The sequence below is a fragment of the Psychrobacter muriicola 2pS genome (genome assembly GCF_904846535.1).
Taxonomy (GTDB): domain Bacteria; phylum Pseudomonadota; class Gammaproteobacteria; order Pseudomonadales; family Moraxellaceae; genus Psychrobacter; species Psychrobacter aquimaris.
In genome coordinates, this window is record NZ_CAJHBC010000005.1 from 29298 (window position 1) to 47243 (window position 17946).

At 45.3% G+C, this 17946-nt stretch carries 14 protein-coding genes; 13 read left to right on the plus strand and 1 reads right to left on the minus strand.

Going from position 1 to position 17946, the window contains the following annotated elements; genetic code table 11:
- The first annotated feature begins 31 nt into the window (after positions 1–31).
- The 13 genes from JMX93_RS08755 to JMX93_RS08815 all read left to right on the plus strand — a co-directional run bounded on the left by JMX93_RS08755 (position 32) and on the right by JMX93_RS08815 (position 16575).
- Complete coding sequence (locus JMX93_RS08755) at positions 32–700, plus strand: NuoB/complex I 20 kDa subunit family protein (RefSeq protein ID WP_062844008.1); 669 nt, start codon at positions 32–34, stop codon at positions 698–700.
- Between the two features lie 132 nt (positions 701–832).
- Positions 833–2608 (plus strand): NADH-quinone oxidoreductase subunit C/D, encoded by a 1776-nt coding sequence (nuoC, locus tag JMX93_RS08760; RefSeq protein WP_193012323.1) that lies wholly within the window; start codon positions 833–835, stop codon positions 2606–2608.
- Positions 2609–2755: 147 nt separating this feature from the next.
- Positions 2756–3265, plus strand: a complete 510-nt coding sequence (nuoE, locus tag JMX93_RS08765; RefSeq protein WP_198332985.1) for an NADH-quinone oxidoreductase subunit NuoE — start codon at positions 2756–2758, stop codon at positions 3263–3265.
- Positions 3262–4686, plus strand: a complete 1425-nt coding sequence (gene nuoF, locus JMX93_RS08770; RefSeq protein ID WP_193012321.1) for an NADH-quinone oxidoreductase subunit NuoF — start codon at positions 3262–3264, stop codon at positions 4684–4686. The genes nuoE and nuoF overlap by 4 nt, the downstream gene beginning before the upstream one ends.
- Positions 4687–4696: 10 nt before the next feature.
- Positions 4697–7777: an NADH-quinone oxidoreductase subunit NuoG gene (gene nuoG / locus JMX93_RS08775; protein WP_499204470.1), complete on the plus strand. Its 3081-nt coding sequence runs from the start codon at positions 4697–4699 to the stop codon at positions 7775–7777.
- Positions 7778–7829: 52 nt separating this feature from the next.
- Positions 7830–8822 carry an NADH-quinone oxidoreductase subunit NuoH gene (gene nuoH, locus JMX93_RS08780; RefSeq protein ID WP_193012346.1) on the plus strand — a complete coding sequence of 331 codons (993 nt, stop codon included), beginning with the start codon at positions 7830–7832 and terminating at the stop codon, positions 8820–8822.
- 55 nt (positions 8823–8877) lie between these two features.
- On the plus strand, positions 8878–9426 hold the full coding sequence (gene nuoI, locus JMX93_RS08785; protein ID WP_010198902.1) for an NADH-quinone oxidoreductase subunit NuoI: 549 nt from the start codon (positions 8878–8880) through the stop codon (positions 9424–9426).
- A complete protein-coding gene (nuoJ, locus tag JMX93_RS08790; protein ID WP_499204471.1) occupies positions 9423–10154 on the plus strand; it encodes an NADH-quinone oxidoreductase subunit J in 732 nt (243 codons plus the stop codon). Before nuoI ends, nuoJ begins: the two co-directional genes overlap by 4 nt.
- Positions 10155–10252: 98 nt before the next feature.
- The gene (gene nuoK, locus JMX93_RS08795) at positions 10253–10561 is read left to right on the plus strand and encodes an NADH-quinone oxidoreductase subunit NuoK (RefSeq protein ID WP_045445153.1); all 309 of its coding nucleotides are present in this window, start codon (positions 10253–10255) and stop codon (positions 10559–10561) included.
- 4 nt (positions 10562–10565) lie between these two features.
- Positions 10566–12440: an NADH-quinone oxidoreductase subunit L gene (gene nuoL / locus JMX93_RS08800; RefSeq protein WP_499204472.1), complete on the plus strand. Its 1875-nt coding sequence runs from the start codon at positions 10566–10568 to the stop codon at positions 12438–12440.
- 1 nt (position 12441) lies between these two features.
- Complete coding sequence (nuoM, locus tag JMX93_RS08805; RefSeq protein ID WP_193012316.1) at positions 12442–14067, plus strand: NADH-quinone oxidoreductase subunit M; 1626 nt, start codon at positions 12442–12444, stop codon at positions 14065–14067.
- 3 nt (positions 14068–14070) lie between these two features.
- Complete coding sequence (nuoN, locus tag JMX93_RS08810; RefSeq protein WP_499204473.1) at positions 14071–15549, plus strand: NADH-quinone oxidoreductase subunit NuoN; 1479 nt, start codon at positions 14071–14073, stop codon at positions 15547–15549.
- A 195-nt stretch (positions 15550–15744) separates the two neighbouring features.
- Positions 15745–16575 (plus strand): ferredoxin--NADP reductase, encoded by an 831-nt coding sequence (locus JMX93_RS08815; protein ID WP_193012314.1) that lies wholly within the window; start codon positions 15745–15747, stop codon positions 16573–16575.
- Between the two features lie 138 nt (positions 16576–16713).
- Here JMX93_RS08815 and JMX93_RS08820 read toward each other — a convergent pair whose 3' ends face one another.
- Positions 16714–17493 carry a hypothetical protein gene (locus JMX93_RS08820; protein WP_443556828.1) on the minus strand — a complete coding sequence of 260 codons (780 nt, stop codon included), beginning with the start codon at positions 17491–17493 and terminating at the stop codon, positions 16714–16716.
- Positions 17494–17946: the final 453 nt, after the last annotated feature.

Consider the following 17946-nt stretch of genomic DNA (forward strand, 5'->3'; position numbering starts at 1 on the left):
TGCGCTGCACCTAATATAAAGGTTGTATGTTATGAAATACACATTAACAAAAGCCAACCCTGATGCAGATGTCTATCCTGCACAGACCAGTCAAACGGTCAATGATCCTATCGAAGATGAAGTTAATAAAAACGTCTTTATGGGTCGTCTCGAAGACCTTGTCCATTCAACAGCAAACTGGGGGCGCAAGCACTCACTCTGGCCATTTAACTTTGGTACGTCTTGCTGTTATGTCGAATATGCCACCACCTTAACCGCGGTTCATGATTTATCACGTTTTGGTGCGGAAGTGATTCGCGCCTCGCCCCGTCAGGCAGATGTGATGATCGTTGCTGGTACTTGCTTTGTCAAAATGGCACCGGTTATTCAGCGCCTTTATGAGCAAATGCTCGAGCCAAAATGGGTTATCTCGATGGGTGCTTGTGCCAACTCGGGCGGTATGTATGACATATACTCAGTGGTACAAGGCGTGGATAAAATTATTCCAGTCGATGTCTATGTGCCAGGTTGTCCGCCGCGCCCAGAAGCTTTGATTCAAGGCTTGATGCTGCTGCAAGAGTCTATTACCAAAGAGCGTCGCCCGCTGGGTATTCATGTCAATGAGCAGGGTATCTATCAGCCACAAATGACGCCTGAGCGTGACCGTAAGCAAGCAGATCGTATTGCTGTCAAAAACTTGCGTAGCCCAGATAGTATTTAAATTCTAGACAGTATTTAGACTTACAGTAACAACCTCAATATTTTATGCGCTTATCATAGTTCGGTTATGATTAATATAGCTCGGTTATGGTTGATATAGTTCAGTTATGATTAATGAAGGAATACATCATTCATGGTCACGGTAGTCGAAAACATAGATCCTAAGATTAAGCCTGTTCCAGCGGTTATCACTGAGCTGGAGCAGAAGTATGCCGGTAAGTTTGTCGTGCAGCACACTGTGGATGAAATTCCAACGGTTTGGGTGGCGCGTGCTGATTTACTCGATATTCTCTTATACCTGCGTAAATTGCCAAGACCTTATGTCATGCTATTTGACTTGTCAGCGATAGATGAGCGCTTACGCCAACATCGCCAAGGTTTGCCTGATAGCGATTTTACAGTGTTTTATCATTTGATGTCGCTTGAGCGCAATAGCGATGTACGTATCAAGGTCGCGCTAAGCGAAGACGATCTTAATGTACCGAGCGCTACCCAGATTTGGCCAAATGCTAACTGGTATGAGCGCGAAGTGTGGGATATGTTCGGTATTGTCTTTAGTGGTCATCCGCATTTAACGCGTATTTTATTACCAAAATATTGGGAAGGTCATCCACTGCGTAAAGAGTATCACGCGCGGGCGACTGAATTTACCCCATACTTTTTGAATACGGCAAAGCAGCAATATGAGCAAGAGAATCTGCGTTTTGTCCCAGAAGAGTGGGGCATGAAACGCTCAGGTCGTGATGAAGACTTTATGTTCTTGAACATCGGTCCTAACCACCCCTCTGCTCATGGTGCGTTCCGTTTGGTATTACAGCTTGATGGTGAAGAAGTCGTCGATTGTATCCCTGATATTGGCTATCACCATCGCGGCGCCGAAAAAATGGCGGAGCGTCAAACATGGCACTCATTTATTCCTTATACCGACCGTATTGATTACCTTGGCGGTGTAATGAATGAGCTGCCGTACATCATGTCGGTCGAAAAGCTGGCGGGTATTACGATTCCACCGCGCGCTGAGACCATCCGTGTGATGATGAGTGAGTTTTTCCGTATTACCAACAACTTACTATTTGTCGGTACTTTTATTCAGGATGCGGGCGGTATGACCCCTGTATTCTATATGTTTACCGATCGCCAAAAAGCCTATGACGTCATCGAAGCCGTGACGGGCTATCGTATGCATCCCGCTTGGTTCCGTATTGGCGGTACAGCTGCTGATTTGCCACGCGGCTGGCAGCGTTTGGTTCGTGAATTCTTGGATTGGATGCCAAAACGCTTGGACGAATATGTCAAAGCGGCATTGCAAAACAGTGTGCTCAAAGGCCGTACCCAAGGCGTTGCCCAGTATAATGCTAAGCAAGCATTGGCTTGGGGCGTGACCGGTGCAGGCTTGCGTGCGACGGGTGTGGACTTTGATTTACGTAAAGCACGTCCGTATATGGGCTATGAGAATTACGACTTTGAAGTACCGGTTGGTTACAACGGTGATGCGTATGATCGCTGTATGGTCAAAGTCGAAGAGATGCGTCAATCATTGCGTATCATCCGTCAATGTATGGACAATATGCCACAAGGCCCTTACAAAGCGGATCATCCACTAGCCGTACCACCGCCGAAAGACCGTACATTGAATGATATCGAAACGCTTATTAACCACTTTATCTCAGTATCTTGGGGTCCTGTGATGCCAGCAGGCGAATGTACGACGATCGTCGAGGCGACCAAAGGTCTGAACAGTTATTACATCACTTCAGACAAAGCCACAATGAGCTATCGTACCCGTATACGTACACCGACATTTGCACATTTACAACAGATGCCATCGGTCATTAACGGCTCGCTAGTTTCTGATGCCATTATGTATCTAGCGTCGATTGATATTGTGATGGCGGATTGTGATCGTTAAGACCGCTGCCTCAAAAGTATTTGTTCATCAATATATTATTGCCTGATGGCACACCAAAATGCTGTCACTTGTCAATATAACCACAGTGGTAATTAGACTGATATTGGCTTGTGATAGAGCAGGATGAGTGAGGAAAGACAGAAGATTATGAAAATTGTTTCCGACAAAATGCCAAAAGTAGATGTAGAGAGCATCCTCACCACTGAGGAAATTGCTGCCATTCATGAGTTTATGCATCACTATCCGCAAGCACGTGCCGCCTCGCTAGATGCACTCAAAATCGTGCAAAAGCGCAACGGCTGGGTTGATGACGCGCAAGCGAATGCCATTGCCAATATCCTAGACATTCCGATGTCAGATATGGATGGGGTTGCGACTTTCTTTAACCGTATTTATCGTCAGCCTGTCGGTCGTCACGTGATTCTCATCTGTGACTCTGTGGCTTGTTACCTAACGGGTTATGAGGCGTTATCGGCTGAAATTAGATTGCAGCTGGGTATTGAGTATGGTCAGACAACTGCTGATGGTCGTTTTACGCTATTGCCAATTTGCTGCTTAGGTAATTGTGACAAGGGGCCAGCAGTGTTGATTGATGAAGATACTTACGGCCCTGTCCAGCCCTCAGAGGTCGCGCAATTATTGGAGCTATACGCATGAGTTTAACACTTTCAGAGCAGATTGCTCGTCGCGGTCAAGGCCAAGCGCCAAGCCAGCTAAATGCACAGCGTGTTCCAATTTATGGTGATAAAGCCACTGCCACTAGCGAAACCAAGCCTTTGACTTGGCGTTTGGCGCATCATGATGCGATTCTTGATCTATCAACTTATAAATCGTTGAAAGGCTTTGATGGCTTAAAGCAAGCTTTGAGTCAATCGCCTAAAGCAGTCGGTGATATGATTAAAGCGGCTAACGTCAGAGGTCGCGGCGGTGCAGGTTTTAATGCTGGTTTGAAATGGACATTTATGTCACCGCCTGATGGTTTACCGCGTTATCTCATTTGCAATGCGGATGAAATGGAGCCGGGCACTTTTAAAGACCGTTTATTGATGGAGCGCCTACCGTTTCAGCTTATCGAAGGTATGTTGATTACGGCTCATGCGATCGGTGCAACTGACGGTTATATCTTTATTCGCGGTGAGTACATCTTAGCCGCTGAGCGTTTGGTGACAGCCATCGAAGAGTGTTTGGCTAATAATTTAATGGGCGAGAATATTTTAGGCTCAGATTTTAGCTTTAATTTGCACGTGCATACTGGCGCTGGGCGCTATATATGCGGTGAAGAAACGGCACTGATTAACTGTCTAGAAGGTCGCCGTGCTAACCCACGTACAAAACCGCCGTTTCCACAAATCTCTGGTGCATGGGGTCGTCCAACGGTTGTCAATAACGTTGAGACTTTGTGTAATATGCCAGCCATCCTAAACCATGGCGTCGAATGGTATCAGTCGTTATCTGAAATCAAAGGCAAAAGCCAAACACCGGGCACCAAGCTGTTTGGTTGCTCAGGTCTAGTTAACGATCCAGGCCTGTGGGAATTGCCATTTGGTTATACGGCACGCGAAATCATTGAAGATTTAGCGGGTGGTATGAAAGATGGTAAAACGCTTAAGGCTTGGCTGCCGGGGGGCGCATCGACTGACTTTTTAACCACTGAGCATTTAGATGTGGTGGTAGATTTTGACCCCATTCAAAAAGCGGGTAGCCGTATGGGTACTGGTTTGATTATGGTGGTAGATGAAGAACAAGACATGGTGCCACTCGTTCGCAATCTTGAAATTTTCTTTCAGCGCGAGTCATGCGGTTGGTGTACACCATGCCGTGATGGTCTACCTTGGGGCGTTAAATTGCTTACCGCCATCAATGATGGTGAAGGTCAAGTGGGCGATGTAGAAAAACTAGAAGGCCTGACGCGTGACTTATGGATTGGTAAAACATTCTGTGCGCATGCCCCAGGTGCGATGGAACCACTAATGAGTGCGATTAAATATTTCCGTCCAGAGTTTGATCAGAAAATCGCGCAGGCGGTTGGTGTAGACGTCATTGATGCTGCAGCCAACCAACAGCCAGTAGTGAAATAAGGAGAGCGGCATGGCAGTCATACATATTGATGGAACCACTGTCGAAATAGATAGCGCAGATAACTTGCTACAAGCCTGCTTATCACTCGGCATTGATGTGCCGTATTTTTGTTATCATCCAGCCCTTGGCTCAGTAGGCTCGTGCCGTCAGTGCGCGGTCAAGCAATTCCAAAATAAAGAAGATATGGAAGCAGGTCGCGGTCGCCTAGTAATGTCATGTATGGTCGCTCCTGGCGATGACATGTATATCTCGGTTACTGATGATGAAGCCAAAGCATTTCGTAAGTCGATGGTTGAGTTACTCATGACCAACCATCCGCATGATTGCCCGACATGTGAAGAGGGCGGACATTGTCATTTGCAAGACATGACCTATATGTCAGGTCATAGCCGTCGTCGCTATCGCTTCACCAAACGCACCCATCACAATCAAGAGCTTGGTCCATTTATTGCGCATGAGATGAACCGCTGTATCGCTTGCTATCGTTGCGTACGTTTCTATAAAGACTATGCGGGCGGCGAAGACTTAGGCGTTTATGGCTCAAACAACCGTGTGTATTTTGGTCGCGATAAAGATGGTCAGTTTGAAAGCGAATTTTCAGGCAACTTAACGGAAGTTTGCCCAACGGGTGTGTTTACCGATAAAACCCATTCTGAACGTTATAACCGCAAATGGGATATGCAGTATGCGCCAAGCATCTGTCATGGTTGCTCAGCTGGTTGTAACATCTCACCAGGTGAGCGCTATGGTGAATTGCGCCGTATCGAAAATCGCTACAACGGTGAAGTAAACCGTTACTTCTTATGTGACCGTGGTCGCTTCGGTTATGGCTATGTCAATCGTGACGATCGTCCAACCCAAGCGCTCGAGCGTATCAATGATAAGCACGTCAAAATCAATATTGACTACGCACTCGATGAAACCATCAAGCGTATCAAAGATAAAAAAGTCATCGGTATCGGCTCACCACGTGCCAGTTTAGAGACCAACTTTGCGCTAAAAAATCTCGTTGGATTTGATAAATTTTCAACAGGTCTGAATCATCAACAGCAAGCGTTGGTTAATAAATGTATCGAAGTGCTTAGCACTGAGGGTATCTATAACCCTAGCATGACTGATATCGAAACGCATGATGCAGTGTTAGTGTTGGGTGAAGATATCACCCAAACTTCATCACGTGTTGCGCTGTCAGTACGCCAAGCGGCAAAAAACGAAGGCCTAAAAATGGCAGCGGCGTTGCAAACGCAACCTTGGCTTGCAGAACCAGTTAAACGTATTGCTCAAGATGCGCTAAGCCCAGTCTATGTCATCGATGTGACGCAAACCAAGCTAGAAGACATCAGTAAAGTGAGTGTGGTGGCGACACCTGAAGACATCACTAAACTTGGCTTTAAAGTGGCTGATGAGATTGCGAGCTTCGCCGATGATTTAGCAGAAATAGCAGATCCACAAGCGGCTGAAAAAAATACTGGTGCCAGTGCTGATACTGATGGTATGCAGGCGCTAGCTCAACAAATTGCCTATGATTTGATTCAAGCTGATAAGCCATTAGTTGTTTCGGGTAGCAGCTTGTCTTCTACCGCATTGATAGAAGCAGCTGCACAGATTACTCAAGCACTGACACAAAAACGTGCAGCGATTAAAGCGACCGAGCAGCAGCAAGTTGAAACGCATAATGCCAAAGTGCGTGCAGCAGAACAACAAGCACAAACCGATCAGCCTGAAGAAGATCAAGAGTTGTCAGCCAAACCAAACAAGCCTGAAACTGGGGTGAATACAGAAGTACAGGATGATGTCGAACGCGCACCTGCTGAAAAACTTGAATTAAAAGAAGTGAACAACCGCTATCATGGACAAGCTGGTATCTACTTAACGGTTACCGATGCCAATAGTATGGGTGTTTGCATGCTCGGCGGACAATCTGTAGAAGAGCTGTTGGCCACTGATTTCGATGTGGTAATTGTTGCTGAAAATCAGCTGACCGATGCAATTGATGCCAATAAACTAACACAGCTATTAGCCGATAAGACCGTTATTGCCTTAGATCACCAGCTGCTTGATTGGCATAAAGACGTCGATATCGTGTTACCTGCGGCAAGCTTTGCTGAGGCGGATGGTACGCTAATCTCTGCTGAAGGCCGTGCTCAGCGTTTCTTCCAAGTTTACGATAATGAATATTATCATCCCATGAGCAGCATTAAAGAAGGCTGGCGCTGGTTACATGCTGTGCATAGCAGCATAGAAGGTCGCGATGTCGATTGGACACAGCTAGATGATGTCATAAAGGCATTGATTGCCACACATCCTAAGCTTGCTGGTATTAAAAATGCTGCTCCTGATGCCGATTACCGTATGACGGGTCTTAAAATCGCACGGCAGCCGCGTCGTTACTCAGGTCGTACTGCCATGCGTGCACCGATCTCAGTACATGAGCCGATGCAGCCAAAAGACTTAGACACAGGTTTAACTTTCTCAATGGAAGGTTATAGCGGTAAAGAAACCCCAAGCTCGATGATTCCTTTTGCCAATGCGGCAGGTTGGAACTCACCGCAAGCGTGGAATAAATACCAAGACAAAGTCGGTGGTCATCTAAAAAATGGTGATCCAGGCGTGCGCATGTTTGATCAGCTAGAGCGTTTGGCCACTCGTCAATATGTTGCGCCAGAAGCCATGTCTGCAAACACGACTGATTTGCAGCAAGGACAAGCAAAACTAATACCTATCTATAATATTTATGCCAGCTCAATGATGGCGTCACGTAGCCCAATCGTTGCAGAGCAACTACCAGTTGCCGCATGGCGTATCGGTATGGATGATGCTAAGGACTGGAATATTGCTGCCGGTGATTATTTAGCGATTGAAATCGATAAGCAACAAATCACCTTGCCAGTACAGATTGTTGGTTATTTAGCAGAAGGTTGTATCGGTTACCCAGTTGGGCAGGTGAGTATTATTCACCCATCAATGCCAGCGTCGGTACGTAAAGTGGATGCACCAGTGATGATGATGGGCAGCATGGCTAACGATATGATGAACAATAATGACGCTGCGCAAATGAATACAGCGCCGACCACCACACAGGAGGTGTAATATGCAAGTTACCCGTATTATCCCTGATGTGCCAAGCTTTTTGGCTAATAGTATGACCTTTGACACATGGTCGGTACTTTTTATGGTTGTACAATCGCTGGTCATCTTTTTGGTCGTGGTGATGGTCGCTGCTATGATGATTGTTTATGAACGCCGTATGCTAGCTTTATGGCAAGATCGTTACGGTCCAAACCGTGTCGGTCCATTTGGTTCGTTGCAATTGGTTGCGGATATGCTAAAAATCTTCTTTAAAGAAGATTGGACACCAAACTTTACCGATAAGTTTATGTTTACCTTGGCACCAGCGGTCGCAATGTTCACCGCATTGGCTTCATTTGCCATTATTCCTATTTCGCCAACGCTTGGCGTTGCTGATTGGGATATTGGTATTTTGTTCTTCTTTGCGATGGCAGGTATTGCGGTCTATGCCGTAATGTTTGGTGGCTGGGCCTCGGCCAACAAGTTCTCACTACTGGGTGGTTTGCGCTCTGCTGCACAGACGATTAGTTATGAAGTCTTTTTAGGCTTATCATTAATGGGTGTGGTCGCCCTAACAGGTTCATTTAACTTGCGTGCTATTGTTGAAGCGCAAATTGACGGTTGGTATATCATTCCGCAGTTTTTCGGCTTTTTGACCTTTGTGGTGGCTGGTGTTGCCGTTACCCACAGACATCCGTTTGACCAACCGGAAGCAGAGCAAGAGCTGGCCGAAGGCTATCATGTTGAATATTCAGGCATGAAGTTCGGTATGTTCTTTATTGGCGAATATGTCAATGTCGTCCTGATTTCTGCCTTGATGACCTGCTTATTCTTTGGTGGTTGGCTTGCGCCTTTTAATTTAGATATTCCATTTATTCCACCAGCTTTTTGGTTCATGATTAAAACGCTGTTCTTTATGACCATGTTTATTTTGGCTCGAGGCTCACTCATGCGTCCGCGCTATGATCAAGTGATGAATTTTGGCTGGAAAGTTTGTCTGCCAGTAACGCTGATTAATTTATTAATCACTGCTGCGGTCATTTTGATCTTTTCTCCAACGTTGTAATCATTACTAGCCATCATTAATGAACTAGGGTAAAGCTGATAAGGATAATAATCCCATGTTTACTACCATAAAAAAGACCGTCATTGGTATATTTACCATTGTCCGCAGCATGTGGATGGTCAACAGTCATGCGCTCAGACCGCGTGACACCATCCTTTATCCTGAAGAGCCGGTACCTGTACCGCCGCGTTTTCGTGGGCGTATTGTCCTCACGCGTGACCCTGATGGAGACGAGCGCTGTGTTGCTTGTAACTTGTGTGCGGTGGCATGTCCGGTAGGGTGTATCTCATTACAAAAAGCCGAGCGTGAAGATGGACGCTGGTATCCAGAGTTTTTCCGAATTAACTTTTCACGCTGTATCTTTTGTGGATTGTGTGAAGAAGCTTGTCCAACGACAGCCATTCAAATGACGCCTGATTTTGAGTTGGGTGAATATAAGCGCCAAGACTTGGTTTATGAAAAGGAGCACTTGCTCATTTCAGGGCCAGGTAAATATCCTGATTATAACTATTATCGTGTGACGGGTATGGCGGTAGCGGACAAACCAAAAGGTGCAGCACAAAACGAGTCTGCACCGATTGATCTAAGGAGCTTGCTACCATGATGAATATTTTGAACCATCCTGAACTGGCAGGGTTTTATTCACTGGCGGCAGTGGCAATATTTGCCAGTCTGCGCGTCGTGACTCAAGCCAATCCAGTGCATGCTATCTTATCGATGATTGTGTCATTATTGGCAATCGCAGGAATATTTTTTGTACTCGGCGCGCCATTTGCGGGTGCGCTTGAAATCGTCGTTTATGCAGGTGCCATTATGGTGCTATTTGTCTTTGTCATCATGATGCTCAACTTAGGTATGAGCAATGATGAGCGTGAAGAGCGCTGGCTTGATGCGGGCACTTGGGCGCTACCGACAGGATTGACGATTATTATCGCGGTTGTGCTGTATGCGATGATTGGTTTTAATCATGACGAAGCGGCGATGATCGGCGGGTCGACAATATCTGCCAAAGCCGTTGGTACGGTGCTATTTACCAAATATGTGATGTTGATAGAAGTGGCGGCATTGCTACTACTAGCCGCCTTGGTTGCCGCTTATCATTTGGGTAAAGAATCTATCGCTGATGAGGTCGCTGTTAATGCAAGCCATGCATCTAATGCTAATGTTGCTAGTATCAAACACTATGATGATCACGGCATGCCTATAGATACTGATGCGGCAAAAATGGCAGAATCTTACGAATATAAAGATGTTGACCCGCATGATTATGTAAGTATGAATGTAGGTACGCAGGTGGGTGTGAATAAAGTCACGCGCAAGGAGTCAGACTAATGGTACTAGCAGCGAGCGTGGCACAAGACGTGTCAAACGTGCCGTTTGCCCACGAGGTAGCAGGCTTAGTACAGCCTGTTGCTGAGGCGCAGAATGTACTGGGCATGATACCCATGAGCCATGGACTGATTTTGGCAGGTATCTTATTTGCCATTGGTTTGTGCGGCGTCATGGTACGACGTAACTTCCTATTTATGCTAATGAGCCTTGAGATCATGATGAATGCAACAGCATTAGCATTTGTGGTGGCAGGCAGTCGTTGGGTCGATCCAGATGGACAGATTATGTTTATCTTTATTTTGACCTTAGCAGCAGCAGAGGCCGCCATTGGTTTGGCAATATTATTGCGGTTTTATCATCAGCGTGGGCATCTCGATGTCGACAGCGCCAATGAGATGAAAGGATGATGTCATGAGTTTATTACCATTAACCTTTATATTCCCGCTCGTTGGCTTTTTGATTTTAGCCTTTATGCGCGACAAGCTAACAGAGCAGGTGGCAGCGATTATCGGTGTGGGTAGCATGCTGTTATCAGCACTATGCACGCTAATCGTTAGTTATACTTTTTTAACCAATAATCCAGCAGGAACGGTCATAGAGATTCCGCTATGGACATGGTTCCAAGTCGGTGATTTTGCGCCAAGCTTCGGTTTAAGCTTTGATGGCTTGGCACTAACCATGACTGGGGTCATTACTGGCATTGGTTTTCTGATTCATCTGTTTGCCGCTTGGTACATGAAGGGCGACACTGGCTTTGCCCGTTTCTTTAGCTATATGAATTTGTTCGTCGCCAGTATGCTATTGCTAGTGTTGGCAGATAACTTGTTCTTGCTGTATCTCGGCTGGGAAGGCGTTGGTATTTGTTCGTACTTGCTGATTGGTTTTTATTACCATGACCGTGCCAATGGTCTTGCGGCGATGAAAGCCTTTACCGTGACGCGCGTGGGTGATGTATTCTTAGCCTTCGGTTTGTTTTTATTATTCCGTGAATTCGGTACGCTTAATATTCAAGAAATTATTACTCGTGCGCCAGAAGTGTTTGATATCAACAATCCAACGATGATGTTGACCACGATGATGTTGGTTGGCGGAGCGATGGGTAAATCGGCGCAACTGCCATTACATACATGGCTTGCTGATGCGATGGCAGGTCCGACGCCAGTATCGGCACTGATTCACGCAGCGACGATGGTCACGGCAGGCGTTTATTTAATCGCCCGTTTACATCCATTGTTTGAGCTGACGCCTGGTATTTTATTATATTGGGTCGGCGGCGTAGGGGCGTTGACGTTAGTCGTTGCTGGATTTTGTGCGCTGGCACAAACCGACATCAAACGTATTCTTGCTTATTCAACCATGAGCCAAATTGGCTATATGTTCTTAGCACTCGGTGTTGGCGCGTGGCAAGGCGCAATCTTCCATTTGATGACCCATGCTTTCTTTAAAGCCTTGTTATTCTTATCATCAGGTGCGGTCATCCTTGCGGTACACCATGAGCAAAACATCTTTAAGATGGGCGGCTTACGTAAAAAGATACCGTTAGTATTCTGGTGTTATATCGTTGGTGGCGGTGCACTTGCGGCGATACCTTGGGTCACTGTCGGCTTTTATTCTAAAGAAGCGATTCTTTGGGAGAGTTATGCAACCGGTCATTTAGTACTATTCTATATGGGTGTATTCGGGGCATTCTTAACCGCACTTTATACTTTCCGTATGATTTGGATCATATTCTTCGGTGAAGAAAAAACGCCTGCGCATAAGTTGTCTGGCGTATCGTACTGGTTGCCTCTAACTGTGTTGCTAGTACTATCTACAGCCGTTGGTGCATGGATTACTCCGCCACTACAAGGCGTCTTGCCAGAGAGTGTCGGTCATCTATTAGAAGTCGCGGGTCAAGCGCATGCTAAGCATACGGCAGAGTATATCGCCATGGGTGCGATGCTGGCTGGTTTAGTAATAGCGGCGCTATTATATGTGGTGGATAAAGGTCGAATGCTCACCCGCTTTAAGCGCTCACGTGTTGGTGGGGCGTTGTATCACTGGTGCTATCATGGCCTAGGTTTTGATGCGCTATACGATGTAATTTTTGTAAAACCCTTTTTGTTCATCGGCCGCTTATTTAAAGCCGACCCTATCGATAAAGCGTGGCTCATCTTACCTAAGCTGGCATCTGCTGGTAATAAAGTATTGTCTGCGACGCAAACAGGGTCACTTCGAGGTTACGCTGCAAGCTTTGGCTTAGGCGTCGCTGTATTGCTGGTGCTGGTAATGATGACGGTGGTATAAGATGATTGAGTTACAACAAACGTGGATGCTACCAGCATTAATCGCAATTCCCTTTATTGCAGGGTTGCTATGTTGGTTGGTCGAGCGATTTAATAAACGTCTGCCGCGCTGGATTGCTTTAATCGGTATGACGTTGACCTTTGTGTTGTCGCTAGTGCTATGGCAATACGGTGACTTTAGCGGTATGAGTAAACAAGTCATTGCGCCAGATGCAAATGTGCCTTGGGTAGCGGAGTTCAGTGTGCCATGGATACCGACTTTTGGTATCAGCTTCCATTTGGCATTAGATGGTTTATCACTGATGATGGTTGCCTTGACAGGCTTGCTCGGTATTGCAGCAGTGGCTTGTTCGTGGAATGAGATTCAACGCCGAGTCGGCTTTTTCCATCTCAACCTTTTGTGGAGCTTGGGCGGCGTCATCGGTGTTTTCTTAGCCATTGATCTGTTTTTATTCTTCTTCTTTTGGGAGATGATGCTGGTTCCTATCTACTTCTTGATCGCTATTTGGGGTCATGATGTGGTTGGCAAAACCAAGGAATACGCAGCGACTAAGTTCTTTATCTATACCCAAGCGTCTGGGCTTATCATGCTGGTCGGTATTTTGATTTTGGTCATTATCAGCTACGCTCAAAAAGGGGTGGTGAGCTTTAATTATAATGACTTGCTCGGTACGTCACTTGGCGGCTGGGAATATCCGATCATGCTGTGCTTCTTTATTGGCTTTGCGGTGAAGTTGCCAATCATTCCTTTTCATGGCTGGTTGCCAGATGCGCATGCACAAGCCCCAACTGCAGGTTCGGTGGATTTGGCAGGGGTACTAATTAAAACTGCTGCTTATGGTTTGATTCGTTTTGTTTTACCGTTATTCCCAGCAGCATCACAAGATTTTGCGCCGATTGCGATGACCTTAGGTACGATTGGTATCTTCTATGGAGCATGGCTCGCCTTTATGCAGACGGATATGAAGCGTTTGCTGGCTTATACCAGTATCTCGCATATGGGCTTTGTGGTACTGGCAATTTATGCTGGAACCTTACTAAGCTTGCAAGGTCTGATGATTCAGATGTTAGCGCACGGCTTAAGCTCAGCAGCACTATTCATCATGGCAGGCCAGTTGTATGAGCGTCTACATACCCGTGATTTAACGCTGATGGGCGGCATGTGGGGTCAATTTCGTTACTACGCACCGATACTGATGTTCTTCTGTGCGGCATTGCTCGGTATTCCGGGGACAGGTAACTTCATTGGCGAGTTCATGATTTTATTTGGCTCATTTGCTCAGTACCCAGTGTTTGTGGTCTTTGCGACATTCAGTTTGGTACTAGCAGGGCTCTACTCGCTTATTTTGATTCACCGTGCATTATTTGGCAAAAACAACATCGAAGCCGTCGCCATGCAAGAAACCAAATCACACGGTTTGCCACCGCGCAAACTAAAGGATTTGGGCAAGCGTGAGTTGTCATTGCTGCTCATGTTGGCTGCTGGACTGGTCTGGCTTGGTCTATATCCACAGCCGTTCCTTGATACCTCAAGTCATGCGATGCAGTGGATCAATAATGCTTATATATACAGTCAAGTCACACAAGTAGATGCGTCGCAACTGCTTGATGCAATGGAGGCACGTTAAGTCATGAATGATATTACGATGAATGATTTGATGGGATTATTGCCTTACGCGCCAATCATTGCCGTTGTTATTACGGTATTGGTTGTCATGATTGCCATCGCAATTAAACGCTCACATATGGTTACTGGTACGGTCACCGTTGTCGGCTTAAATATTGGTTTGTTTATTTTGCTTGGGCAAATGACTGGTATCGTTAGTAGCGGCACTCTTGTGCCTAATGCTGAGCAGTTATTCGTGATCGATAACTTTGCTCAGTTTAATATGGTGATTATTTTTATCTGTGCGTTGGCTTGTTGTACGCTATCTTATGCGTATTTAGCCAATCTCAAAGATAATAAAGAAGAGCTATATTTGCTCATGTTGCTATCGACGATTGGTGCTTTACTGATGGTCAGTGCTCAGCATTTAGCGTCATTCTTTATGAGCTTAGAGATGCTATCTATACCGCTATACGGCATGCTGTCATATACCTATATGCGCAGCCGCTCGCTAGAGTCAGGGTTGAAATACTTGGTGCTATCAGCGACGGCATCAACGACATTACTCATGGGTATGGCGTTTATCTATGCTGAAGTAGGCTCGTTGGCCTTTAAACCAATTAGTATGGTATTGGGTGATGTTTTTGAGTCGCCACTACTGATACTGGGTGCGGCGATGATGATGTTCGGTATTGCTTTTAAACTCTCTGCTGCGCCTTTTCATATGTGGACGCCAGATGTTTACGAAGGCGCACCAGCCCCAATCGCTACTTTTTTAGCCTCAGTCTCTAAAGTGGCTATGATGGCACTGGCGGTTCGTTTCTTAATCGATACGGCTTTATTGGCATTGCCATCGGTGCAAATGCTGCTTATGGTCATGGCGACTTTGTCTATTTTGATCGGTAACTTGCTAGCAGTACGTCAAACCAGCCTCAAACGTCTATTGGGTTATTCATCTATTGCCCATATGGGTTATGTGCTGATTGTCATTGTCAGTATCGGTACGGCAGCAGATAGCATTTCTAGTATGTATATGGCGGTTTATGCCTTGACCTCTATCGGTGCTTTCGGTGTGGTAACGTTGATGTCGAGCCCTTATCGTTTATCTGGTGAGGCTGATGAATTGACCCATTACCAAGGATTGTTCTGGCGTCGTCCCGTATTGACAGCGGTCATGACTATCATGATGTTGTCATTAGCGGGTATTCCATTGACGGCTGGCTTTATTACCAAGCTATTTGCCATATTGGCTGCCGTACAAGGAACCAACTGGTTCTTAGCGGCAATGATTATCTTGGGTAGTGCGATTGGTTTATTCTATTATTTACGTGTGATGCTCACCCTCTTTAAGCGTCCAAAACAGTTTATTGAGTTTGATGTTCCTGGACAATGGGCTATCCGTACTGGCGGGATTATGGTTATTGCGGTGACCGCGATGATTATCTTCTTTGGTATCTTGCCAAACAGTATGATTGAATGGGCAAGTCTGGCACGTATTTGGTAATGTTGCCGAGCCGATACAACAGATAAGTCGCTGTGACTTATCTGTTGTTACTGTTAAAAAACCAAGATGCGCCAGCTTTATGATAAGCTTGGCGCATCTTTTTTTGTGCTTACCTTTTCGATATCTATGTCTTTTTTACCTATCAAAGATATCTTATAAAAATACAGTTTAATAAAGTATAAGTGATGAAGCGTTATGAGTGATAATATTCAGACAGTAACCGTGCTCAGCAAAACCACGTGGACGCCAAACCTATTTAGCTTCACTGTCAGCCGTCCCGATAGCTTTAAATTTACGGCGGGTCAATTTGTGCGTTTGGGCGTCAATCCCAGTCAATTAAAATATTACCAGCAGCAGACGGAAGCAAATGGTAAAGCTTCTGATGCAGCATTGAATGAAGACGTCTTTCGAGCTTATTCGATTGTGTCTTCGCCGTTTGATGAGGTGCTAGAGTTCTTCTCTATCGTAATTCCTGATGGCGCATTTACGTCGCAGTTGCAGCATTTAGAAGTAGGCGATGAGCTGCTGCTTAATACCATGCCGTTTGGTTTTTTGACGTTAGCGCGTTATCAAAAGCCATTACCAAAAGATTTGTGGCTGCTCGCGACTGGAACGGGATTGGCACCATTTTTGTCGATGTTACAAGATTTGCAGACGTGGGAAGATTACGAGCACATCATATTGGCCTATAGTGCTCGCTCGCTAGAAGAGCTTGCCTATATCGAGAAAATTGAAAGCTTGCAAGAAGACTTTGGCTCTTTGGTCGATCATCCAGCAAAACTAATCTTTATTCCCATCGTTACTCGTGAACCTGTCGAAGGCGCACTGACAGAGCGTCTGCCCAAGCTGCTATTGGAAGGCACGCTACAAGAGCGAGCAGGTATTGCCTTAGATATCGATAGTACGCACGTCATGTTATGCGGTAATCCAGACATGGTGGAAGACACCAAAGAAGCGCTAAAGACCTTAGGTCTGGTGATGAATCGTCGCGGCGAGGGTAATATTGCGGTAGAAAATTACTGGTAGTTGCACGATTGATAACGGCACGCTCTAGAAGCCATTGAAAATTTGCTTGATAAAAAAGCGCTGACTCTAAAAGACAATAGTCTCTAAGTGTCAGCGCTTTTTTAATAAGTAAAAATTGTCATTTTTATACTGAGGGATTTATACCTGACTCGGTTCGGTAGCATCATCTATTGGGTTAATAGGGCCTTGCATCAGCTCAGGCTCATCATCATCGCTGATAATATCTTCGTTACTACTGGCAGCCAATAAGTCACGATAATTGATTTGAGTTTTCAAAATCATTTGCTCTTCTTCAAGCTCGCCATAGTTGACTTGAACTTTATGCAAAGTGCTCATGATTTTTTTGTTCTTTTTTAACCAACGATTGATATCAAGGTATATGACCTCGTCTTTTGCGCGAGCGATATTGATATAAGAGAGAATAAAGCCCAAAGGGTCTTTTTTCAGAACACTGTGATAAAACCAAATAGCAAGCTTGATGCCTTGGCGCTTGATAAACGACTCACAACGTAGGTTTAGCACATCAGTATAAGTCTGCTGCCCAAACACGAAGCGCTGGACGTTACGATCGAGCTGTACATGAATCAAGCTAAAGTTACTCGCCACCTCAGCATAAATGCCACCAGCATCGACCGTACAGTATAAGCGGAACCAGTCATCATGCATCTCAACGCGCAACTCTAAGATGGCTTTCACATTATCAGTGACGAACTTCTGTAGTGCATCATTGACATAGGTCTGTGCCACTGGTAGCGACAACTCATCTTCGAATTTATCAGTCGTTTTATGGTATATCTGTTTGATTGATTGGGTAAGGCGCTCCCAACCATCGCTAAATGATTCGTCAAAACGATAGCCCATATTCTCAAAAAACTCATCAAAATTGTCTGAATTATCCCTGTTATCAAAATCACTCAAACTTATTATCCTTATAATTATAGGGGAGGTAACTGAATCAATGGCATAAAGAGCTACTAACTAAACAGTGACAAGCTGACTCTGCTTTAATGAAAGTTGGCAAGTGGTCATTTATAAAGTAAGCACTTATAAAACAGGTGCTTATAAAACAGGTACTTATAAAATAGAGCAATACACTATGGTCACGATACGGTATTTCATTGGGCGTTACCACCCATACAGTATTTAGCACACGCCTTACTAGCTTGCGTTTTTGCTAAATAAGCAGCAATCTGTCTTGTCTGTTTGCGCCTGTTTAACTCGTCTTAATGATACAAAAATTATAAAACAGTATATAACAAATATGATGGCTTCAAAATGGACACATACGTTTTGTCGCAAATCATTTAATTGCTAGCGCTTATATGCTAAAAAGGTAGTCCAGCGGCGCCATAGTCGTATAGGTTTTATAGC

Excerpts from the sequence above, each read along its gene's own strand:
- nuoM (WP_193012316.1), top strand. The coding sequence starts at position 12,442 with ATGATTGAGTTACAACAAACGTGGATGCTACCAGCATTAATCGCAATT.
- nuoN (WP_499204473.1), top strand. The coding sequence starts at position 14,071 with ATGAATGATATTACGATGAATGATTTGATGGGATTATTGCCTTACGCG.
- nuoJ (WP_499204471.1), top strand. The coding sequence starts at position 9,423 with ATGATGAATATTTTGAACCATCCTGAACTGGCAGGGTTTTATTCACTG.
- nuoF (WP_193012321.1), top strand. The coding sequence starts at position 3,262 with ATGAGTTTAACACTTTCAGAGCAGATTGCTCGTCGCGGTCAAGGCCAA.
- nuoL (WP_499204472.1), top strand. The coding sequence starts at position 10,566 with ATGAGTTTATTACCATTAACCTTTATATTCCCGCTCGTTGGCTTTTTG.
- nuoI (WP_010198902.1), top strand. The coding sequence starts at position 8,878 with ATGTTTACTACCATAAAAAAGACCGTCATTGGTATATTTACCATTGTC.
- nuoE (WP_198332985.1), top strand. The coding sequence starts at position 2,756 with ATGAAAATTGTTTCCGACAAAATGCCAAAAGTAGATGTAGAGAGCATC.
- JMX93_RS08815 (WP_193012314.1), top strand. The coding sequence starts at position 15,745 with ATGAGTGATAATATTCAGACAGTAACCGTGCTCAGCAAAACCACGTGG.
- nuoG (WP_499204470.1), top strand. The coding sequence starts at position 4,697 with ATGGCAGTCATACATATTGATGGAACCACTGTCGAAATAGATAGCGCA.
- nuoH (WP_193012346.1), top strand. The coding sequence starts at position 7,830 with ATGACCTTTGACACATGGTCGGTACTTTTTATGGTTGTACAATCGCTG.
- JMX93_RS08755 (WP_062844008.1), top strand. The coding sequence starts at position 32 with ATGAAATACACATTAACAAAAGCCAACCCTGATGCAGATGTCTATCCT.
- nuoC (WP_193012323.1), top strand. The coding sequence starts at position 833 with ATGGTCACGGTAGTCGAAAACATAGATCCTAAGATTAAGCCTGTTCCA.